Annotated in this window: 24 protein-coding genes and 1 riboswitch; of the genes, 1 reads left to right on the forward strand and 23 read right to left on the reverse strand. The window is 33.2% G+C overall.

All coding sequences use genetic code 11. The annotated features are described in order from the left end of the window. Positions 1-501: 501 nt before the first annotated feature. The 23 genes from FD20_RS07860 to FD20_RS07965 form a co-directional block, all read right to left on the reverse strand. Positions 502-3,186 carry a TrlF family AAA-like ATPase gene (locus FD20_RS07860; RefSeq protein WP_057737445.1) on the reverse strand — a complete coding sequence of 895 codons (2,685 nt, stop codon included), beginning with the start codon at positions 3,184-3,186 and terminating at the stop codon, positions 502-504. Positions 3,187-3,314: 128 nt separating this feature from the next. Next, positions 3,315-3,677: a hypothetical protein gene (locus FD20_RS07865; RefSeq protein ID WP_057737446.1), complete on the reverse strand. Its 363-nt coding sequence runs from the start codon at positions 3,675-3,677 to the stop codon at positions 3,315-3,317. 10 nt (positions 3,678-3,687) lie between these two features. Further along, entirely contained in the window at positions 3,688-4,272 is a 585-nt protein-coding gene (locus FD20_RS07870) for a hypothetical protein (protein ID WP_057737448.1), read from the reverse strand. 10 nt (positions 4,273-4,282) lie between these two features. Beyond that, on the reverse strand, positions 4,283-5,434 hold the full coding sequence (locus FD20_RS07875) for a phage tail tip lysozyme (protein WP_057737450.1): 1,152 nt from the start codon (positions 5,432-5,434) through the stop codon (positions 4,283-4,285). A gap of 48 nt (positions 5,435-5,482) precedes the next feature. Next, positions 5,483-5,659 carry a hypothetical protein gene (locus tag FD20_RS13325; RefSeq protein WP_157060878.1) on the reverse strand — a complete coding sequence of 59 codons (177 nt, stop codon included), beginning with the start codon at positions 5,657-5,659 and terminating at the stop codon, positions 5,483-5,485. Continuing rightward, a complete protein-coding gene (locus tag FD20_RS07880) occupies positions 5,660-7,468 on the reverse strand; it encodes a CD3337/EF1877 family mobilome membrane protein (RefSeq protein WP_057737452.1) in 1,809 nt (602 codons plus the stop codon). 12 nt (positions 7,469-7,480) lie between these two features. Continuing rightward, entirely contained in the window at positions 7,481-9,976 is a 2,496-nt protein-coding gene (locus FD20_RS07885) for an ATP-binding protein (protein WP_057737453.1), read from the reverse strand. A gap of 13 nt (positions 9,977-9,989) precedes the next feature. Continuing rightward, positions 9,990-10,289 carry a hypothetical protein gene (locus FD20_RS07890; RefSeq protein ID WP_057737456.1) on the reverse strand — a complete coding sequence of 100 codons (300 nt, stop codon included), beginning with the start codon at positions 10,287-10,289 and terminating at the stop codon, positions 9,990-9,992. After that, a complete protein-coding gene (locus FD20_RS07895; RefSeq protein WP_057737458.1) occupies positions 10,286-10,786 on the reverse strand; it encodes an antirestriction protein ArdA in 501 nt (166 codons plus the stop codon). The genes FD20_RS07890 and FD20_RS07895 overlap by 4 nt, the downstream gene beginning before the upstream one ends. Further along, on the reverse strand, positions 10,786-11,196 hold the full coding sequence (locus FD20_RS07900) for a TcpE family conjugal transfer membrane protein (RefSeq protein WP_057737460.1): 411 nt from the start codon (positions 11,194-11,196) through the stop codon (positions 10,786-10,788). The genes FD20_RS07895 and FD20_RS07900 overlap by 1 nt, the downstream gene beginning before the upstream one ends. 6 nt (positions 11,197-11,202) lie before the next feature. Then, positions 11,203-11,451 (reverse strand): TcpD family membrane protein, encoded by a 249-nt coding sequence (locus FD20_RS07905; protein ID WP_057737462.1) that lies wholly within the window; start codon positions 11,449-11,451, stop codon positions 11,203-11,205. A gap of 2 nt (positions 11,452-11,453) precedes the next feature. Further along, positions 11,454-12,413, reverse strand: a complete 960-nt coding sequence (locus FD20_RS07910) for a conjugal transfer protein (RefSeq protein ID WP_057737463.1) — start codon at positions 12,411-12,413, stop codon at positions 11,454-11,456. A gap of 11 nt (positions 12,414-12,424) precedes the next feature. Next, entirely contained in the window at positions 12,425-13,630 is a 1,206-nt protein-coding gene (locus FD20_RS07915; RefSeq protein WP_057737465.1) for an XRE family transcriptional regulator, read from the reverse strand. Positions 13,631-13,801: 171 nt separating this feature from the next. Further along, on the reverse strand, positions 13,802-15,202 hold the full coding sequence (locus FD20_RS07920; RefSeq protein ID WP_057737467.1) for an FtsK/SpoIIIE domain-containing protein: 1,401 nt from the start codon (positions 15,200-15,202) through the stop codon (positions 13,802-13,804). Between the two features lie 10 nt (positions 15,203-15,212). Next, on the reverse strand, positions 15,213-15,608 hold the full coding sequence (locus tag FD20_RS07925) for a DUF961 family protein (protein ID WP_057737469.1): 396 nt from the start codon (positions 15,606-15,608) through the stop codon (positions 15,213-15,215). Position 15,609: 1 nt separating this feature from the next. Further along, positions 15,610-15,921, reverse strand: coding sequence for a DUF961 family protein (locus FD20_RS07930; RefSeq protein WP_057737470.1), 312 nt, complete (start codon positions 15,919-15,921; stop codon positions 15,610-15,612). A 122-nt stretch (positions 15,922-16,043) separates the two neighbouring features. Then, a complete protein-coding gene (gene crcB / locus FD20_RS07935; RefSeq protein ID WP_083489082.1) occupies positions 16,044-16,397 on the reverse strand; it encodes a fluoride efflux transporter CrcB in 354 nt (117 codons plus the stop codon). Positions 16,398-16,401: 4 nt separating this feature from the next. Next, positions 16,402-16,794 (reverse strand): fluoride efflux transporter FluC, encoded by a 393-nt coding sequence (locus tag FD20_RS07940; protein WP_057737472.1) that lies wholly within the window; start codon positions 16,792-16,794, stop codon positions 16,402-16,404. Between the two features lie 24 nt (positions 16,795-16,818). Beyond that, a complete protein-coding gene (locus tag FD20_RS07945) occupies positions 16,819-17,649 on the reverse strand; it encodes a metallophosphoesterase family protein (RefSeq protein WP_057737474.1) in 831 nt (276 codons plus the stop codon). Between the two features lie 107 nt (positions 17,650-17,756). Next, positions 17,757-19,043 carry a phosphopyruvate hydratase gene (eno, locus tag FD20_RS07950; protein ID WP_057737476.1) on the reverse strand — a complete coding sequence of 429 codons (1,287 nt, stop codon included), beginning with the start codon at positions 19,041-19,043 and terminating at the stop codon, positions 17,757-17,759. Between the two features lie 65 nt (positions 19,044-19,108). Further along, positions 19,109-19,169, reverse strand: a riboswitch (Fluoride riboswitch). A gap of 725 nt (positions 19,170-19,894) precedes the next feature. Next, entirely contained in the window at positions 19,895-21,046 is a 1,152-nt protein-coding gene (locus FD20_RS07955; RefSeq protein ID WP_057737477.1) for an IS30 family transposase, read from the reverse strand. 330 nt (positions 21,047-21,376) lie between these two features. Further along, positions 21,377-21,955: a site-specific integrase gene (locus tag FD20_RS07960; RefSeq protein ID WP_235807738.1), complete on the reverse strand. Its 579-nt coding sequence runs from the start codon at positions 21,953-21,955 to the stop codon at positions 21,377-21,379. 58 nt (positions 21,956-22,013) lie between these two features. Beyond that, positions 22,014-22,403, reverse strand: coding sequence for a MerR family transcriptional regulator (locus tag FD20_RS07965; protein ID WP_057737479.1), 390 nt, complete (start codon positions 22,401-22,403; stop codon positions 22,014-22,016). 123 nt (positions 22,404-22,526) lie between these two features. On the opposite strand from FD20_RS07965, the gene FD20_RS07970 reads away from it, so the two are divergent. Continuing rightward, complete coding sequence (locus FD20_RS07970; RefSeq protein WP_057737481.1) at positions 22,527-22,814, forward strand: DUF6198 family protein; 288 nt, start codon at positions 22,527-22,529, stop codon at positions 22,812-22,814. The last annotated feature ends 7 nt before the right edge of the window (positions 22,815-22,821 follow it).

A 22,821-nucleotide genomic window follows, 5' to 3' on the forward strand; every position in this document is an offset into this window, starting at 1 on the left:
CCTTCATCAGTAAATGAAATTCCATCTTTTGAAATACAAGCAAGTATGTTCCCATTTTTAGATTTTATATACACACATACTTCTAAAAAACGATAGTTTTCAACAGAATACTTCTGATTATACTTTTAATAATTTTTTTAAATTGCACAAAGTTTACCTCTTTCACAACAATAAATACGAAGAATCATTTCTGTCATTTGATTACATTCAACGTAAGTTTTAAAAAATATTTTTTCTTGTAATTCTGAGACTTCTGTGGTTAAATTGTTTTATGAATATCAAACAGTTGGCTAGTTAAAATTTCTAGTTATCAAATTAGGTGCAAATGAAAAAAAGCGCTCTTTTAGGGGCACTTTTCTTTATATATTCATTTAATAACCCTTATATACAACCATTGATAAATGACGTTGATATAATAATACTTTATAGGGTCTATTAGAGATTTATGGTCCGTAAGTAGTAAGTATTAGCATATATAGATATCAACTTATTTGATAAAAGTTAATGTCTACTAAAATTATAACGCTCTTCTCGCTTTTTAAAAGCTTTTTCACCACCTTCAAGCACTTCACATATTGCGTTTTGCATGTTGCTGTCTTCAATGGATCCTTGTCTATAACAAAATTGATATCCTGGAATACCTTCTTTAGTCATTTCTTCAGCTAAAATCACGCATTCACTGTCACCACCAACTAACACGTTAGCATTATGAGTAACGATAAATAATTGTCTGTGTTGCTTTTGTTCGCGTAAGTATGAGACAAGTTCCTCGTAAATTGCTTTATTGTCAAGTTCATCTTCTGGTTGATCAATTAGAAAAGGTCTATCATCTTTATCCAAGCTTAACTGGAGCATTAATAAAATAAAAGCTTGTTTTCCTTCAGACATTGTATGGAATTCTTGTCCTTTGTAAGTAATATTATATTTAGTTTGAATGAAATCCATGTTAGAAAATTGTTCAAACCATGAATAAAGATTCAAATTTGCCCTGTACGGATTGTCCTCGTTAATAGAATTTATTTCCAGCTTCAGACATTGCATCATCATTTTTTTAATGCTTTCAGCGTTAATAGAATTAGGATTATCAATATCAATAATACCAGCTTCAATTTCATTTTTGAAAGTACCCCGGCCTGTTTTGAAATTGCTTTGGACCAAGCTGATGAATTTATCTGTATTGATAGATGAAATAATTTGGAAATTTAGATTTTTGTCATCAACTTTATAAAGATCATGTGTGGTTAAAGAATCTCCAAAATCTATTTCATTTACTAAATCATTGAAAAGAGCGAAACGACTTGAATTCAACTTCTTTAATTCATTATTAGCATCCTCAACGACTCTAAGAGAATGTTGCTGCTTTGTTAAACTTTCTTGAAATTTTTTGAGTTCTGGAGATTGTTCCTGCAAATTTGTATATTGTTCATAGATAGGAGCTTTTTTTGATTTTTGAATTAGGTTATTTTTATCTTCAATGAACAGCTTTTTTTCTTGAATTCTATCATCAACATATTTAGCAAAATCTTGATTTAATTTATCAATTTTTGATTTGAAGATTTCAAAAACCTGTTTAGTTACATCACGCGTATATTGTTGAGATTGTGGATTCAATTGAATTTCAACGTTATCTAGAATAAGAGATAGTTCATCGATATCTTTTTGAGTGTCTTTGATCTGACTTTCAAAATCGTATATTTTTTGAATCATTGTGTCTATAGATTTTTGGTCAATATCTTCAATTTGTTCTTGCAATACTTGAATATTTTTTTTTAACTTATCAATATTACCTTCAAGAGTTCTAATAGGTTGTTGAGAACTAATCTTAGAAGTCTGTTCCTTTATTTTAATATTTAATTCTTTAAACTGATTAATTTTTAGAACAATTGAGTCATGTTTTTTACGCTGATATGTTTCAATTTTTTCTTTTATTTTACTTATATCTGTTATCCTATACAGAGTACCCTCAATAAATTTATTTCTTTTATCATCGCTGCGAGCAATTTCTTGAAGACCATCTTGATAAATAAATTTAACTCCTTCTTCTCCACATGGAATGGTATCGTCTGCATATTTTAGTACACAATTTTCACTTAAATTATTGATTAAATTATCATAATTGGAATTATCACTTTTAAAATGTTGCACATTACTAGAAAGTTTACTAATTATAGATAATAGCACAGATTTTCCACTTGAACGCCCACCTATAATTGTGTTTAAACCATCTGAAAATTCAAGTTTTTTAATTCCAAATTTTTCACTTGGAAGTTCAAGAGTTTTAATGATTTTTGACTTTACTGGTGGTTCTGGTTTGTTAGCTTGGATTTTAATTCGTAAATCAGGTTCATAAGTGATTTGTTTCAAACCTTCAAAAGTTTTCATTGCTTTAATCCAAGTTCTTGAAGCTTCAGGGAAATCCTTAATTTTTTCTATACTGTGAGCATCGCATCCAGTTACAGAAGCGTAAATATTTTTATAATTATTTTCAGGGTTCAAAGCATATAGTTTATCATGGTATGCATTTTGGGTTCTGGCCTGTAAAAAATCTATATTTCCCCTTACAAAATCTTTGCCGTTACTTGAACCATTACCATCTTTTAAGTTTATTCCATCACCACTATTGGGAATCATCATTAGAACCTTTTCTTTATAATTGTTTCCAAACGTATCTCTAAGTGATTTTTTTACGGAATCTGTAGTTGGTAAATAGCCAAAATTATTATCTTTAATAATTTCTTCTAAATCATCGGCAAAGTTAATATTTTGACCATTGGATTTTGAAATACTTAATCCTCTTAAAAATTTTTCTATACATTCTTTCTGTTCATCTGGCCTGAAAATTAAGTGTATATTGACATAACTTGTAGATTTATGACTATCTTCTCTTTTTTTGGAAACAAGATCGCTAACTCTTATTTCAACGTTTGGAAATAAAGTAATATTATCATTCAATCCCCAATTACTTCTATTCCGTTTAAGTTTAAAAAAGTTCTTTGCTGAAAAATAATCTGTTATTCCTAGAACATCCGCCCCATAATTATTTAATTCTGCACAGTATTTTTTCCAAACAAGTTCTTTATCAGTTTGACTGCCATTTTGGTCTTTGAAGTTATCATTCATTTGAGTTTCTGGTGTGTGAATATGAAGATCCCATCTATACCATTGTGACATAAGTTGTTTTTGCAATACTAATCTCTCCCCAAAAATTAAATTTTAAAAACAAAAGACCTATGCTTATTTTGAAACAAAATAAAAAAAAAGCAATACTTATTGTTAATAATTTTTGATGTGATTTTGTCTATCATAGAACTTAGTTAATTTGAGTAAATAAATTTCAACTTTAATATGCTTGACGGTGCTATCTTTAAATATTTAGTTACTTTTGTTATTTTATAATATATAAACCAAACATTAGCTTGATTACCATTTGGATATCTGAAACTAATGCTAATTAGATGTTCATTTTCTGCTGGATCATCATAAATAACAATTTTAGTATTTTTCTTTGTCAAATTTTTTTGACCAGGAACGGCAATTTTATTTTCATAATTAAGTACCTGATTAATTTCATAGTCATATTTGGTTTCGTGTTTATAGTATGCAAATCCTAAAATTCCTAAAAGCGCGATTGTCAATAGCACTATTATTTTTATTTTTTTATTCTGCAATAGTTTCATTTTTGTCCTCCTAAAATGTTGATATTTCAGTAATTTTTTCTTGTTTTGTGTTATAAGTAAACTGGTATTTAATGTTATTTGTTGTTTGATTGCCAGAACTAGTTGTTTTGACTGTTCCGATAAAGATTCCTTTAATTTCGTTATCTTCTGACTTTTTTTCAAAATAAATATTAGATTCCATCAGCTGAGATGTTGCATTTAACTGTTTTAATTGTTTGGTGGCTATTGATTGATTATTAGCTGATTGACTGCCACCAAGGTACGTTAGAACATCATCAGTAGCATATTTAGTGCCGATTTGTTGCTTTTCTAACCAGTTATCTGCATTCCAATTATTTAAGCTATTGAACAATTTTGTTGCTATATGTTCTGCTTTTTTATCAACACTAATTTTAGTGATAGTTGTTGAAGTAGAACTGTTTTCAAAAGAAATTTGCTGAGCTGTTAGTTTCTTATTTTTAGCTTTTAATTTCGCTATCTGAGCTGTTTGTGTTGCGTTTATGCTATTTTGTTCTTGATTAGTTGCATTAAGCTTATAAAAAGCACTTAGTGCTAGAATTCCGATTATAATTAAGATTATTTTATTTCTATTCACCCTATTCACCTCATTTATACTTATCTGGCAATAAATTTGCTTTAATTCGACCATATGAAACCTTGCTCCAGTTACCATATGCTGGATTATTTGCTTGCCAAACGTTTGTTTTTTTAATGCCAGAATTTTCTTCGTCAATCATCTGACCATTTCCGATATAGATTCCAACATGGCTATACCCTGAACCGGCATCGTCATTAACCGAACTGTAAAAGAAAACCAGGTCCCCTGCCCTGGCATCTTCTTTTTTTACTTCTTCAATATCTTGTGACCATTGAGTTTGTGAAGTCCGAGTTAATGTAATTCCGATTTTATTAAATGCCCAGTAAGTAAAGCCTGAACAGTCAGTTGCGCCATGTACTGCTTTAGCGGTTGCTGAATTATCAAGGCTCGAAGGATTACCACCCAGCAAATAGTTATCAGGCGTTTTGTCAGCCCACTTATTAGCCCAAGCCGACAAATCAGTCCACCATTTATCAGTTGGACCAGAAACACTAAGTGTTTTACCAGCATTTTTATCACAAGTTTGATCTGTTTCAGTAATTTCAACAGTATTTGAATTAGAATTATCTCCGGTTGAGTCTTTAAACTTGTTGTACCAATACTCTGCATTGCTTGCCCTAACGATGTTGTTGGCTTCATTTTTACCGGCTCGTTCAAAGCGTAACTCCCATTGAACCGCGGCAATAGACGGATTAGTTGAATTTTTAGCGTAATCTCCTAAGTTAGACTTTTCAGTTCCATTAGCTTCCTCGTAGAGGAACATAACTTGAGCTTGGATACTATCAGGATCTTTACTATGCTCGGTTGCAAAGCTTTTTTCGTTGGACAATCTCTCACCTAACCACTGAGCAATCCCGTGTGCACCAGAACTTGAATTAGTCGAAGTTGGATTGATATTAGATTCCTGCTGTAAGTTGCCTAAAACACCAGCTACCGCAGCTTTAGACCAGCCCTGATTAATTAGATAGTTCCAGATAATTTGAGCATTTTTTTCAGTATTCTTAGATACTTGATTGCCTGAAATTCCTAAGTTGTTGGCACAATCTAAATTCGTAACATTACTTTTTTCATTGCCACCAAAAATCATAAAAACAATAACAATTAGAATAACCAGCAAAAAAATCGGGATCGTTAAGATCCCGACTAACTTTAATTTCATTTAATCACCTCATATTTTTTCACGACCGACATAAAATTGGTGGGAATTTTACTTTCGTGAGTACCTAATTAACATTGGTTCTGGATAAATATTTTGCCAATGCTTTTGCTTGCTTAAAGCTGGATTATATTTTTGAATAGCCAGTTGATTGAGTTTTTCCTTGGACTCAGCTTGTAAGTAAACATTGAGCGAAAAGTATCCCACCAGTTGCCACATGTAACTCACCTACTCTCTCATTGATTCAATTTTTTCTTGTATTTCATCAGATTTTATTTTAGTTCCTTCTAGCTTTTTCTTAGCTTGATTAGTTGCTTCATCTAACCCAGTAATTTGTTGTTTAGTTCTAGTATCAACCATTAACTTGCGTCCTTGTTTTAGATCTTTTGGTTTGGCTGGATCAGGTAATTTACTATCTTTACCCTTTTCGAAATGATCATCAATTTGAACAACTCGCTTTAGGTGAATTTCTCTTTGACTTGGATTAGTTTCTTTTGCTTCAGTAATCTTTTCATTTTTAGGATTAAGTTGTTCTGAAGCTGCTGATTTCTGTTTTTGTTTTCGAGCCAGTTTCTCAATAAAGGTGTTTTGTTGAACATTTTCTTGTGGTGTCCGCTTTGTTTGATCAACTTTCTTTTTAGTCTCACTAACATCGGCAGATGTTTCATTACTAGAAGTACCGCGACTAAAGAAACTTGCCACTTTTCCTCCGGAACTTCTGACAAAGTGATTAGCGTTTTCCAGTCGATCATTAGCTTGATGAACACTCTCAACAAACTTTTCTTTTTGATTATTGACCGTTTGCAAAACTTCTTTAGACGATCTAATTCGGCCACCAGAGAAACGCTTAATCAGATAACTACGGTTCTTCCAACCAAAAAACATAATTAACCACAATACTAAAGCATTAACAAAATACCCAGCATAAGAACTTGGTGGAATGATAATATCAACGATTTCTTGACAGACATTGATTGCGAGAATTCCAAGCACCAAACAGGCTTTTGAAAAGAATAAAAGGATAACGTCCAGTAAGCCTTTAAATAAGCTGCCAGAATATTTTGGAATCAAGCTTAATAAGGCCATAATTGGCAATATTAGCGATAAAACTAAGGCAAAAATCTGCACACACAGATTTAAAAAACCAATCGCAAATAGTGGAATTCCATAGCTGATTGACACCAACGGTGACATTAGCGCAATTAAAATTTTATAGTACATGTAGTTTTCTTTGAGGTACTTGTTGTTGCTAGCACTGACTTTTTCACTAATTGAATCAGAATTTTTGTCATAATTAGAAGAAAGAAACTCGTACGGATTTTCATTAGATTTTTGAACATTTGTAATATCGGTTTTGCCATAATTCATTAGATAATAAGGACGTTCAATGGATTTTTCAAAGAAACTTTTGCGAACAATACTGGTAGCATCAGCATTTTTGACCGCCTGTGAATTATCTAAAGTCATTAATGAACTTTGTGCAGTTGTTGAAATTGAATTAAAGGTTTGCAGCATGTAGCTGGAATTTTTAAACCAGACTGCTGAAAAACCAACAATCACTATTGTTAGGAACATTCGTTTTAGACCATCACGCTCATTTTTAAAAGCAAAGACATAAAATGCACTTAAAATTGAGATCACAAATAAGATGATTCCAAATTTGCCAAACAAGCTATCCCATAGTTGACCAGAGAGATTAGAAATCTTGTCAATCAAGGTATTAATGCCATTATTGATTGAGGTTGCACCGAACATCATTTGCAGAGAAAAATCGAAGATTTTAAAAACAAAACGGTTGATTTCCCAGAAGAATCCTGTCAAAGCAGTAATTGCTTTTAGAGTTACATCGGTTAATCCTGCTTTTTCCATATAAGGATTAAAAGAATCCAAAGTGGAAAGGATTTTGTTCATATCGTAACCAGCTAAAATGTCCTTTATTGATGAACTAGTGGCTGCCAGAACGGAAATTTTGCAAATTAAAAGACTAATCAGTGTGGTACCACTAATTAGTCCAAATGTTTTGAATTTATTTTTCAAATAGTCACCCCCCTAGCGATACGTTTCTTCACTCTTGGATGAAGCCGATTTGTTGATAGTCTTAAAAGAACTAGTCATTTCATCAAAAAGTGAATGAACCGCAATTTTCCCAACGCGCCCGTAAATATCACGAAATAAGCATTGTCCTTTAATCATATTAGATAACCAATGAAGATTTTCTTCATTGATTGGTAGTTGAACGTGGTTTAAGATTGCTTCACGTTCGCTGGGTTCATCAAATGCAAAGAGTACCCCAAACTGACCATGGTCTTCTTGGTCGGAAATATCCGCCACCGATTGAGTGGCGTACAACAACATATTATTTTGCGAACGACCAACACGTTTCATAGATTTGAGGATTTTTTTACCACTTTTTGCAACATTGAAAATCCAAGCTTCATCAAATATTTCAGCGGTATAAGAATTACTGTCGTTTGATCCAAATTTCTCACAGAATTTGCCTAGTGGAATCATTAAAGCAACCGATTTTTTCTCTAGATCAGAGTAATTATCGGGATTATCACCTTCCTTCGGCAGCTCTAAACCAGATACTTCTAGGATATTGATTCGATCTGCTAGATTGACACCATCATTTGAACCATCAGAAAAACCCAGCTGTAAAACAGAATCAGTTACCATTTCATAAAGAAGATTGCCAGCACCTTTAATTTCCGGATCATCAGCAGCCTTTAAAATCTCAATAACGTTTAACATACCAACCTTTTTACCTAATTCACGTTGGTTGATAACTGTTTTGATAGCTTTTAAAATAGCTGTTTTAGCCATATCTTTATCTTTGGTTGAATAAATCTGATCAATCATTGCTTCGGCAGTATCTTTGGCATCTGATCCTTTTAAAAAGACGATTGGATCAAGTACGCCCCAATTCTTTGAATCGGTGGCATCTAAAGTCACGTAGTGAAAGTTCTTTAAATGATTGACAAACAGCGGATAATCACGCTGCATTTCTTCATTTTCAATCACTTTACTGAACCAATTTTTGATTTCTTTTTTTGGATCAATGTATAAAAGCTTTGCCTTCATAAACGACATGTAGATAAATAACAACTTGACTAGAAATGATTTTCCTTTGCCTGTTTCGCCAGTGACCGCAATATGTGGACTGTCGGTCTTTGCACCTTTAATACCTTTATTAGCGATTGTTGGATTAAATAAAACAATCTTACGACTGGCATAAATTGATTGCTCGAGTGATTGGCTTTCAGCTAAATCATCGACGCGACCGATATACCAGCCAACGTTGTTGCCTAGCCGATTACTCACCGCAAACAAATTTTCCGCAAAGCCTTCATTATTGGTAACTTGTAACCAATTCTTATTGCTCTCTAGTGAATTACCTTGAAGTAGCCGATAAAACAGCGATAGCTGATCAGCATTAGGTCGGTAAGCTTCAATATCTCTTAAACCAAGGCGATGGATTAAACGATTTGAACGTGCTTTGACTTCTTCTTTCGTATTTCCTGAAATAACAAAACAAGCTAACCATTTTAAAATTGATTTACCAGCTTCAATATCATTTTGTAGTTCATCTAAAAGAATCTGATTGGTTAGATTGCGTTGACTATCATGATCGCCTGTTTGGTGGGCTTCTTGTGTGGTACTCTTGAATCTTCTACGAAGTCTAGAAAGTTTAGAGTTCAAACCATTTAATCCATCAACTTCTTGATATTGAGCTTTAATTTGCAGTTCTACCGGAAATTTCATACTTTGTGCCGTTTCAAATAAATGAGAAAAGCTAATATTATCTGGTAAAGCACCAATTGGAATGAAAGCAATGTATGAAGTGCCTTGGTCGTTTTCCAACTTTAAGAATCCTTTTTCACTCGGATCAAGAATTGTATCAGTTAGTTTGTAAAAGTTATGTTCTTTACTTTCTTTCAGTACGTCGTGCTGAATATTCCTAATAAAGTTGTAACGAATTAAATACGCCAGTTCGTTTTCTTCTAAAGGCGTTCCTTTAATTGTGATCATAGTTGAATTTAGTTCATCTAGTTCGTTAGCAAACTGTTTGAAATAAGTTTCATCAATTGTTGCTTCATAACCCAGTGCCGAAAAAGTCTTTTGTAAAAATTGATCATAGCCACTGGAAATAGCAGTTCTAATTGACTCAGCATATTGAAATGACTTTAATTTCACTCCAAGGATAAATTCTTCATTAGTAATAGTTCCAAGTTCATATTCCAATTGTTTTACTGTTTCGTTTGCATAATACTTAGAAATTGGTAGAGCTTCATCAGCAAAATCTTTTCCTAACTGCTTAAAACGTTCAGTCAAGTTCATATCTTTTGGTAACATTTCCAAGTGTAGTTCACTGTATTTGGAAAGTGTGCCATAGATAAATGCCATCATGCGTTTATTCATTTCTTTTTTGTCTAGGTCATTAGTAGCAATGCTTTCAGACTTAATTTTGTAGTAAGTCCAAACATCACCTCTTTTTGTTAGCAGTAAATTATCTTTCATTAATTTAAAAGGTGTTTGTAGTTCCATTTAATTCCTCCTCTCAAAAAATCATTAGTAGCTCATTCAATAAACGGTCACGAAAATTTCTTTTGCGATCTCGAATAACTTGCGTAGCATAGGTTTTTGGTAATTTATCATAATTCAAACTCTTGTATTTCTTGTGCATACGTAGTTCATCAACCATTGTCATAAAGGCAGTTTCAAAACTACTGACCTCGTGGTCACGAAATTCACCAACCTTTACCAAAGGCATATATTTAATATTTTTTTCCTTGTCTAACTGTTTATCTACCCAAATTAGATAAGTTCTGATTGCTTCTTTTTGAGTTATAAAAATCATGCGGAAATGAAGAAGCCAGTTTTAGCAAAAAATCCATCAGTGCTAAAACGGTAATCCTGACCAAATTTTCTAGTATTGATATAACTAGCTAAATTGTCTGGAACATCATACCAAGCATTATGTTCAACTAAATAGCTGCCAAGGTCGTTATCTTCTAAAATATTGGGTAGATAGATAACACGTTCAGGATCATTGACGAAATCCTCGATACTTTCATAAATTCCGCTGCTTAGTAAATCACGAGCATTTTCCCATAAATAATCAGGTATATTGTCAAGTTCAGCCGCAATTCGGTTAAGCTTATTAATATTGTCATACTCTCCGATGTCAAATGGAGCTTCATAGTCTGTGATAATCCATTCCTCTTCAGTTTCACTTAATCCGATTTTGCGAGCAATTGTATTAAATGGAACTGGTAAAGTGAACCAAGCACCTTTAGTGTTCCCAGCGTTTCGCTGAGCAAGATTTTCAACAAAAATACTAATTTCTTTTTCCATTATTTGCCCTTCTTTCTGTAGTTAAATTCATCAAAAACAATTGGTTCATCAGTATAATTGACTTTAATATCATGACAAATCTTCTTTTTGCTTTGTAGATATTCAAAGTAAAAGGTTACATAATCTAATAAATACCAGAAAATATTTTTTCCGTCAGGTTGAACCTTTTCAACTAAACGTACTATTAGGTACGGCACGCCAACATAAAACAACATGGTAAACAGTGGTACATATGAACTGATAAAGCTTACAATTGAATGAAAAAAAATAAAGAGACCAATTAGTGTCAGCAGATAAATCAAAACATCACGTAATTTAATGAAATATGGTAGTGAGAAATTTTGTGTTAACTGTTTAATCTTAATTGGTTCGTTAAAGACATCGCGATAGTTATAATTGTGTTTTTCCAATAATGATCAACTCCCAAAAATTGTTTTGAAAATATTACCAATCGCAGTAAAAACAGTTTGCGAATTGGAAATGACAAACCAAGTTAAGCCAGTCAATAAAGCAATTCCAATCGCTCTACCCAATTCTTGACGGAAAATGAATTTGACCAGCAAGATAACGATAATGATCGTTATCGCATATTTACCTTGTGTAACGACCCAATCAGAAACATTGCCTAAAGATGGTAATTCAGAAGCTAAAAAAATAGGTTGCATAATTAATTTCCTCCAATATTATGATTAAATTGATCAACAAAATAAGTTGTTTGCTGTTTTGAAAGTTTTAAAGTGACGTTTTCTGAGTGTTCAATATCTGAATCGCTGCGTTTTAAAGTTAATAGGCATTGAACAATTGGATTATTTTTAGTGCCATAAACATGCAAGTTCTGAATATTAGCGACTTTATATTTGCCAGCTAAGCCTTGTGGCTTAGCCATAATAAATTTCATATCACTCGTTTTAGCGGCCACGTATTTTTTCAAGAATGACTTAGTAAAATCTATGACCCGGTTATTTAAATTAACAGAAGTCGTTTGATTTTCTTTGGTATATTTGCTTTGCAGCTTGCCAATATGACCAACTGGATCAATCTTGTTAGAAAAGTATGGATAACTAACAACAGTGAATTTACTATTCTTTACCTTGAAAGGAATGTTTAAGTAGCCATTGGTTTGGTTATTATTAACTGAGTAATTGACGTAATATTGCGCAATCTTGACACCTTGTTGTGTATAGATACTTTGGATATAAGCTTTATTAAAAGTCTGACTATCTTTTCCAGCCTGATCATTGGCCGTTAAGTTAGTCGCATAGTAAGCAGATAAAGCCTGATTTCTTTTATCCATGGCATCAGTATTGTTTGGATAAGTAAGATAAAGTTTTAAAAATCCTTGCATGTAGTTATTTAATAATGGGCTGTAACCATTAATATTAGTTGAAGCTTGGTCGAGCTTTGTTTGATAAGTCTGCACCTCTTTTTGTAATTTGTGATTGGTTTGGGAAACATTACTAGCTTTAATAAAAGCCATAACTCCGCTACAAAAAATAAAGACCATTGTTATCCAAACAATGATCCTAGCTGATTTCATATTTACTTTTTTCTTCTTACGTGGAATTTTATCAACCTGATTAGAATTCCGTTTTTTAAATTCAAAACTGCCAATTTTGATAAGTATCACCTCTCTTTAGTTTATTCGGTAATAGAATAATTTGGATTAATCACGCTTTGTATCATTTTTTTATGTCTATCTCCCAGATTTGTCTCTGCTAACATGGACTCAATTTCTTCTGTTTGAAGGGTATCATCAATTATTTTGAAGGCCTTTAATGTTGGCATGACTTGATTTTGTAGCCATGTTTTAGTTCGTTCAAAGGATAATTCTTTTGGGTCAGTGACGAACTTTAAAGTTGAGACATCTCCCAGAAACAATGACCAAGCAGGATAAATGTTCCAGTTCTTTCGGGCCTTTCCCTTAACTGGTTGTAAAAAAGTAACATATTCGCTTATATACCCAAAAACTAAATCGCAAATATTGACTGGATCTTCAACGTCGATTAGTTGTTTAACTGCTTGATCAGCTTTATCTGAACTAAAACGCAGCTCATAACGGTTCTTGACAGGAATTTCTTGCACCTTTAGATGCTTCTTTTTGGCAATTTCATAATTTTTTTGATAAAAGCACATATAAAACTCGCTTTGCATTGATCCAAAATACAAGCTAAGTCCAGCTGCTTGAAGTTTATCGGTAATTTCATTTCTTTGAGTACCCCAGTGATAACTACACGTTTTAAACTTTGATTTATACTCTTTTCGTTCCATTTTATGCAATAGTCTTTTCAATGGTAAGGCTTCTTTATAATCATTGACTGCAATATCAATGCGAGTCACATTTGCTTGAAATGCGTAACAGTCCTTGAGAAAGCTGAACCAACTTCGTTGTTGATGTTTGAGAAAAGTTTCAAATTGGCGACAGCCCTGGCCCGAAAATTCAATCAAAATTCCACGGTTATCGTTTGGCACTGATTGATAAACTTGAATCAAATCAATACTATAACGACCTACATAACCGTATCGTTTAACTTCATCTGAGACAAAAGCTTTGCGATTTATTTTTAAAATTTCGTTGAAAACTATATTCAAATCATGCAAGGGTATTCTGATTCTTAAATAATCAATGATTACCTCCATTTTGGTTTCATGAGTTAAACGATTTTTAAAATAAGCTTCAATATTTTCTTGTGTTGACTTTCTGAACTGACTTCGTCCTTGTTCAAAATTAATATATGCTCTGGTTGAAATACCAATTTCTTTAGCAACTTGATGTTGTGTTAATCCTTGTTGAAGCCTTAGGCTTCTAACATATTCACTTGACCATTCATATTTGACTTTTTTCACTCAAAATATTACCTCCTTAACAGGACTTCACTTTTGCGACTTCGTAGTGAAGTTTTGCAAATCTTGGTTATTCCCGTCAAATCAACATTTAGCGTTACCTTGGTTGACTTGTTTTCGTCCTTGTTACCCCCCTGTTAGCAATCGGGGGTAAACACTTGGCGTTCGGAGCTTTCAGCTCCTCCCGCCAGACTTCGCCCGCGCTGCTTCGCTGGGCGTTCCACGCCCCCGCTCCGCTATCGCCTTTCGGCTCTGACCGCTCAGCTGCGAGGGCTCGTCTTTGTTGAGTAAATAATTGTAAAATGAAAACTCTGAGGGCACAAAGGGTGCAAAAAAGGCTCGAACATAAGCTCCCCCAATGGAAGCATATCCCCAGCCACGTACTTCATCACTTTGAACCTTGAAATTTTTGTCGGACTCACCAAACATCATGATATAGCCAGAACGTGACATTTGACCTAAAGAAACTCTTAATCCAAATTGGTCACGCATACCATCTTCAAAATATTTAGCATCAGGTCGTTGCATTCCAGCAACCAAGAAAAATCCCAATTGTCTGCCTAACAAAATAATTTGTTTCAAATACCCTAGAGTTTTTTCCTGTTCCTTGAAATCTAAATTACTCATATGAGCTACATATTCATCAAAGAACAAAACCTTTGGTTGCATGTTAAAATTGCGATAATCTTTACCAATTTCACCCGCTTTCCTTAATAACTCTTTGTATTCTTTTTGCCGGTCAACCATTTGTTCATAGAATTCACGAACACACTTATTGATTTGTCCTGTACTTGAAAAAACCTTCTCTTCTAAAATTGGTACTTGATCCAATTGTGATAAATCAGACATCTTTGGATCACAGATATAACAATCAGCGCCTAAATCAATAAATGATTTTAAAAGAGCTTGTATAAAGTAAGTTTTCCCACCCCCAGTAACACCACTAATTAATGCATGTGGAAATTTATTATAGTCCCAAGTAAAACCATGCATTAATTCTATTTCTTTAGAATTAGGTTTAATATCAGTAATGTCAATCCTATTTTGGATTGGATCATTGATTAATTTGTATGCTTTAAATCCTTTTTCATCAACAATATCAAAAAGATCAGCAAACAATGCTTGTTCAAGCTGTTCACCAATCCGATTAAACTTATCTTGATTCTTTTGAAGATCCATTGGAAATCTGACAGTAATAATCAACTCCTTATAATGATAATAGACTTTAGGAAAATAGATAATCTTCTGTCGAGGATTATTACGATTTCTATTTTTTGTAAGATACAATTTATTATCAATAATCATTCTGGCAAGTAGTTGTCTATGTTTTACTCGAGTAAAGAAACCATTGTGATTGTCGCTTCTTTTGTATACTGCAAAGCTGATAATTGCGCCACAAAAAGCAAAAACAGCAGCAGCTAGAGCAGCCCAAATAAATTTATCTGGACTTCTAGCATAAACAAGATAGAGAAATGAGATTGAGAGCAAAGTAAAAGGCAGTGACAGCAAAAATAAGTAGATAAACACAATATCTCGATGAAACCGCCTAATGCGAATTCCTTTATATTTGAACATTTAAATCACCCTATTTTTTTAATGGATTGGTTGTTGGTTTACTTGGTTTTGTTTCGATAGCCGCCCCCTTATCATCTAAGATAATATCATCAGCTGTTACTCGAATTCCGGCATCAACATATCGGCCATTTGGGATAGCATAATTTTCAACTACTGGATTGATTAATTTAACCGTTGAATTGAACGGAAATTCTTTTTCTTCAGTTTCAGCTGGTAAAACAACTGTAAAAGAATCATGGTGCAGTTTAGAAAGAATATCATAGCGACGATCTTTAATCTCTCCTGTTGGTTCACCATCTTCACCCAAGATCAATGACGGAGATTTCTTATCCAAAAACTTTAATTTTCCTAATGATTTTTCTTCATCAATTTCAATACCATTACGCAATTTTAAGATCTTAACCATACTACTTGTCCCCCTTCTTCTTGATGTTTTCGGCTGTTAATTTCCACGATGCGATTGCTTCGTCACCTGTTGAACGACCAGTGGGTTCAAGTTTTGGATTAACCAATTCAATCTCAGTATCAGTTTCAAAGGTTTTAGAACCAGCTCTTGCTGGGATTTGAACCTCGATTAATTCAGCTTGTTTTTCTGACAAGAGGTTATAAACTACTCCTGTCGCAATCCGAGAACGACCGCTGGTAACTTCACGATCTTTTCCTTCAAAAGTTAATTTGCCGAAAGTTTCGGCAGTTGGAATAACATATTTTAATGGCATGTTTAATACCTTCCTTTCAAATTTTAAGTAATAAAAAAGCATCGCAATTTAAGCGAATGCTTTTTTATTACTAAAGAGTAGAAAAATTATTTTTTATAGTTTTTTATGAAAATATATCGGATTTACAACATCTTACCTAAAAAAAATCCAATTAAAAGTAGAGCAAAACCACCTAAATAACTAAAAACCATATAGCTTAGTCCTTTATGAAGCTTCTTATTGTTAAATAGGCCTATTATTTCGGCATTTAAGGTTGAAAAGGTTGTAAAACCTCCTACTATTCCGGTACCAAAAAATAAGAAAAAATTTTGTTGGAGATGAATTCCAAACATAAAGCCTAGCAAAAAAGCACCTGTAAGATTAATTAAAAATGTTGCTAAAGGCCAATTCTTTAAAAAATTTTTTTTAATCTTTGTAGTTATTTCAAAACGTAACAAAGAACCTATCGCTGCTCCGAAGCCTATTAGATATATCAATTTATCACTTTTCTCCTTGTGTCAGTTTATTTCCTAGATAAGTTCCTACAAAAAAGCCTAAGAAACTAAGTATCAGTCCTCCGAAAATACTTATTATCAAATAGAAAAATAAATATTCGGATTTATCAAGTAGAATTAATTTTAAAGTATCAAGATTAAAGCTTGAGAAGGTTGTAAATGATCCTACAAGACCGGTACCTAAACCAATTGTTAACCATTCACTAGGATTTTTAAATGATAAAAAAAGATATGTCAAAAAGGTTAATATGAAACATCCAATAAGATTAACCATGATAGTACCGTTGAAATTAAACCAAATCCCAAATTGATACCGTAAAATTCCACCCCAAAAGCCAAAAAATAGTACGCTTAAAGCATTTATCCATCTCTCTCTCATGTACTACTGTACCCAACCTCTCTCTTATTTAAGTAAAGTATTACTTAACTCATCAAAATTTGCCTTTTTGTTAACTGATTCAATATTTTCGACTGAATATGAATATTGACCAGTCTTAATTAAAGTAGAGTAAAGTTCCAAATAAGGTAAATTTCTTTCTCTTGCAACTTTTAACTCATTTTCGATATTATAGGCAATTCGCTTAAATTCAACGTTTATAATATTGTGATTATTAACCTCCAAAATTACATATTGTGCAAAGTTAGATTTTTCTAAAGTTCCACTTGTAGTTGCTAAGCCTACTGTTCCGGGATTTATAACAAGACGATCTTTTGTTGAATAACGCATAACTTGTTTATGAGTATGACCATAGATCGCAATATCAGCATTTGAGTTATCTAGCATCCTATCAAAGTAAGTTTGTTTAGCTAAAGGGCCTGTTTCATGTCCCCAAGGTTTATCAGGAAGTGAATGAAAGACCTGAATTGAAATCCCTTCAAATTGAATCTCTTGAGAATATGGTAAATTTGCAAGCCAATTATACGTACCTTTATTTAAATGTTTTTTGTCATAATCATTTAAAACTATTTCCATGACTCTTTTGGGACCTTTAGTAAGTGGATCATTAAAGTTAATCATATCGTGGTATGTTTTTTCATGATTACCCATAATCCAAACTTCATTAGAAGCGTTTTTTAAAAGATCTACGCATTCTTGAGGACTTGGACCTCTTTTTGTTATGTCTCCGGCAGAGATATAATCTGTAACACTGTTTTTATTGGCATCTTCTAAAACTGCCTTTAAGGCCGTAGCGTTACCATGAACATCTGCTAACACACAGATACGTCGAGTCATTCTAGAATTCATCTCCTATAATATTTTAAACTTAAAAAATACTTAGGATAAAAGCATTCCTAAGTATATATAAAAGAATACATTACATTTTAAAACAAAAAAATCAATTAATCAAAATCAACATTGTTTGGAAAACGTGCAAGACGTGTACCATCTTCTCCTAATTCTTCTTCAATACGTAACAACTGATTATATTTCTCCACACGTTCTGAACGTGCTGGTGCACCAGATTTTAATTCAGCAGAATTAGTTGCAACCGTAAAATCAGCAACAAATGTATCTCCAGTTTCACCAGATCGATGAGAAATCATTGTGGTGTAGCCATTTTTTCTTGCTAATCTAATTGCTTCAAGTGTTTCTGTAACGGTCCCAATTTGATTAAGTTTAATTAAAATGGAATTTGCCATACCATTTTCAATAGCTTTTTTAATCAATATAGGATTCGTGCAAACAGGATCATCAGCCACAATTTGTATCTGACTTCCATATTGTTTAGTAAATGTAATAAAGTTTTCCCAGTCATCTTCACTGTAAGGATCTTCGATAGAAATAATCTCTGGAAATTTTTCGAATAAACTTGCGTAATATTTGCCTAACTCAGCTGGAGAGTAGGTTTTTCCCTCAAAAACATAGTTTTCAGTATCCTTATTATAAAAATAAGAAGCTGCAGCATCAAATGCAATTGCAATTTCTTTTCCAGGAGTATACTCAGCTTTAATTATTGCTTCATGCAACATTTTTAAAGCATCTTCTGAAGACTTCAAATCTGGTGCAAATCCACCTTCATCTCCCAAACCAGTTGTGTAACCCGCTTTTTCAATAACTTTTTTCAAAGTATGATAGGTATTAACAATTTTTTCAAATCCATCTCGAAAACTGGTTCGTTCAACAGGAGTAATCATAAATTCCTGAATGTCTATCCCATTATCGGCATGTTCTCCGCCGTTAATGACATTATGAAATGTTTGTGGAAGTTCAAGATCTGTTCCCCCTAAATAACGATAAAGTGGTTGGTGAGTAGCTTTGGCTGCTGCTCTTGCTGTAGCCATAGAAACTCCCAGAATTGCATTGGCACCTAATTTTCCCTTATTTGGTGTACCATCCAACTTAATCATAATTTTATCTACATGTGCTTGGTTAAAAGGAGCCACACCATGTAAAGCCTGGTTAATAGCATTATTAACATTAGAAACAGCTTTACGAACGCCTTTTCCTCCTAAATGTGCGTCATTGTCACGAAGTTCAACAGCCTCTTTTTCTCCTGTTGATGCCCCAGAGGGAACCTCAGCTCGACCTACAGTGCCATCGCTAAGAATGACTTCTGCTTCAACAGTAGGATTACCCCGAGAATCAAAAATCTCACGTGCTTTTACCCGATCAATATAGACAGACATATAAATCTCCTCCTCAAATTTTTTCTTCTCATTGGGAGGTATTAAAAAGACACCTACCCCCTAATAAGAAGGTAGGTGTCATCAATCTTTCGATAGTTATACGCGAACACCATCACGTTTATTACAGCACTATTGTTACATTTAAATAATAAAATGTCAACAATTCATATAAATGTAAATCGCTCCCCAATTTCTTGGATCACCGCGCTTCGCACCCAGCATTGCTAGCGTGTGTAGGTCACTGACCAACGAGCCTCTCAGAGACGTAGCATGCATTGTTTCTATCCATGACTAACTTTTGAATCTGGTAATCTAACCATTGAAGTATGAATTCTACTTCGATATGCAGTTGTCAAAGTGCAAATACGAAAGTTTATACATGGAAATGAATGAATAACTTATAAGCCTAAAAGATTGTTCTTTTCATAAAAGACCGATTTTTTTCATGAAAACAGGCAAAATTTAACTAAACAATCAGATAGTCTAATTGCTGCTGTGGTATATGTTTAAAGCCCTTTCGTATATTGCTATTTTGACATCTGCGGTCAAGTCCGAATTTTAACCTAAGACCCCTCTTGTTTTTATACATCATTGAAAGTGTTGTTAAAACAACGTTTCAACGCATAAAAAGCAAAAAAATAAATTTGAATTCGAAAATAAAAAGCAAAAAAATAGTAAAAAATGAGTAAAAAAAATAGTCGCCAGAATTTATAACCAGCAAAAATAATTTGGTTTGCTAGCTAAATTTTTACGACTATTTTTGATTTTCATGTAAAAATCATGTTTTTTAGTGATTTATTCACGGATTTTTTTGAATTTTACTAATTGTTTTTGATGAAATTTGCTTTAAATCAACGTTTTTTAGTGTTTTTAGAGCGTCTTAAATGTCGTTTATAACCAAAGGTTCGATCAATTTCATGCATTTTTTGTCTGAATACATCTCTCGGTGTTTTATAATTCAAAACAGCCTTTGGCCGTTTATTAATCTTATGTAATACACGGCGAATGTCATCGTTGTTAATATATTCAAAATGTGTTTTCTTTGGAAAATATTCGCGCAGCATCCGATTAGCATTCTCGTTTGAACCACGTTCAGCCGGACTGTATGGGTGTGCAAAGTACGCCATGATCCGAAATTCCTTTTGAACTTTGTTGATCACAAAATGATTTGTAAATTCAAATCCATTATCAAATGTGAATGATTGAACAATATACTTGGAACGCTTTCCAAAAAGATGCATAAACTGATCCAAAACTTTACAGACTGCTTTTCCTGATTGTGAATCCGCTTTTAAAGCAATGTAGTAACGCGTTTTACGTTCACAAAACGTCACAAAAACTTTTTTATAGCCTTTTTTCGGCAAAACACAGTCAACTTCCCAATGTCCGAATAGGCGACGACTATTCACCGCAGGTGAACGTTCCTCAATCGAATGTTTAAGTGGTCTGATCACCCTTTTTTCTTGTTGTTTCACCCTTCTTTCCTGAATTTTTAGTTCTTCTACCTGTCGTTCCTTGGCACTCATCTCAAGTAAGCGCGTTGATTTTCGACGTTTAAAACGTTTTTGATAGCGCAAATTATCTTCTGAGACTCCTGGTATCATGCCGCGATAAATCCAGTTATAAATCGTGTTGCGACTCAATTTAAGTTCCTTATGCGTTTCTGCAATCATCTGTGGTGACCACTTATCGTCTAAGATTCGTCTAGCGATAATTCGGGCTTTTTTTTTGGTATATTTCTTTTTAGTTCCTATTCGACTTTGTCTTAAGTTAGCATATTGTTGAGCCTCTTCTGCGTTGTAGCGATATGCTCGCCATTTACGAGGCATAAGATGATAATCTGAGTAGCGTTGACTTCTACGAAGTTCATTGTTGATCGTCATAACGGTACGATGTAAGCGTCGTGCGATCTCGGCTTGATTATGGATTTTTTCAATATTCCAGAGATAGTCGATTTGACCACGTTCAAATGCTGTTAAATGTTTATTCCATTTATTTTTCATTAGATGCCCCTTTCTTACGAAATAAAATAGCCATCATTAAAATGATGACTATTTAAATTATATAATTTATCTACTTATATTTAGGTTTCATTTTCATTACGACTTGATTAAAACGCTTTATTTTTGATATCAAATTACTATCTACTTGTAATGGTTCTGTAAACATTATTTGCATCATGGACATTTAATATCAGCAATAGTAAAATATTTCGTCTATTTCTGCGCTAATTAATTACCTGTTGAACTGAAAACGTTCAACTAAACTCCAAAAGTAAAATTAATTGTTCGCTACGCTCCAAAGAACTTTACTTCTGGAGTACATTTGGGGGATTAGCCAAAATCTATTTGATCCAACATCTGTTCGCGGCTTACTTGGTCTAAACCTAGATACGCTAAAGTCATTGCTTCACTACTATGATTCAGTAGCTGCATAACCAATCCGATATTGTAGTTAGTTTGTGTATACACTCGATAAGCGCCTGTTTTGCGCATCGTATGTGTACCTAAATAGTTAATTCCTAATAAATCCCCGACTTTTGCCATAATTTTATAAAATTGTTTTTCAGTAATATGTCTTTCGAAGTTTTTAGTCGATGGAAATAGCCACTCTGAATGTAAATTGTTTTCAATTAACCATTGACGATATTTGATTAAATCAACTTCAATTGGTTTTAGATAAAGAGTATTCGGCTTATTTGTCTTTTTATCGCGAATAAAAGAATTAGCTTTGATCGATCCGTGAGGATCATAGACATCAGTATACTTTAAATGCATTACGTCACTTACACGCAATAACGTAGCCTTGCCAAACTGAAAGACCATATAATTGCGCTGACCAGCTTTAAAATCTTCTAACAAGCATTTCTGGACTTGTTGTAAGACATTTGAATCTTTGATTGGTAGAACTATTTATTGCATAACAAACTCCTTTTAATTAAGAACAAAAAAGCGCAATAAAAACGCGCTATCAGTACATGTTCACGTTTTTTTGCTCAGTTTGCAATTGAGTATAACGATCATATCTTGCTATTTTAGCTTCAATCGCTGCCATTGACTTTTGAATCTTTTTCTCCTGTTCTATAATGTTTTCTTTGTGTTCAAGTAACATTTTTCGCCTAATAGAAATTGTTTCAGCTTTGAATCTCATTTGAGAAAATTGTTTTATTTTATTGATAGACATACCGGTTTGTCTAATATTCAATAAGAAAGTTAGCCATTCAATATCTTGTTTAGTATAAACTCGATAACCTTTTGAATCACGTTTAACTTTTGGAATCAACTTTTCTTTTTCGTAATAGCGCAGTGTGTATTTACTAAGTCCGGTTAGTCGACTGGTTTCAGTGATTGAATAATTCATAAAAATCTCCTTGCGTTATAGTGCACTCTAAGCTGTATGATAAATTTACGATATTCTTTAGCCCCATGCTTACTAATTTCATTCATATTGTAGCGCACCATGGAAAAGGAAGGAAGATATAAATTGAATACTAAGAAACGTTTTAGTTATTTACGACCAATATTATATATCGGAGGTTTAAATGTTTTAGCTTTGGGAACAGTGTTATTTACTTGTGGTAAATTGGGTGTTAGTGCCTTAGTATCTGTTCCACAAGTTCTGTCACTTTTTTTACCAGTTACCTTAGGTCAAGCTACTACGCTAACTTTTGTTATTTTTGTTCTTATTGAACTTTGTTTATTACATAAAATTGAGTGGCAGACTGCTCCTATGTCAATAAATGGCACATCTTTTTCTAAACACTCGTTCTAATTCTGTC

This window comes from Liquorilactobacillus uvarum DSM 19971, from assembly GCF_001434935.1.
In the GTDB taxonomy this organism is placed as follows: domain Bacteria; phylum Bacillota; class Bacilli; order Lactobacillales; family Lactobacillaceae; genus Liquorilactobacillus; species Liquorilactobacillus uvarum.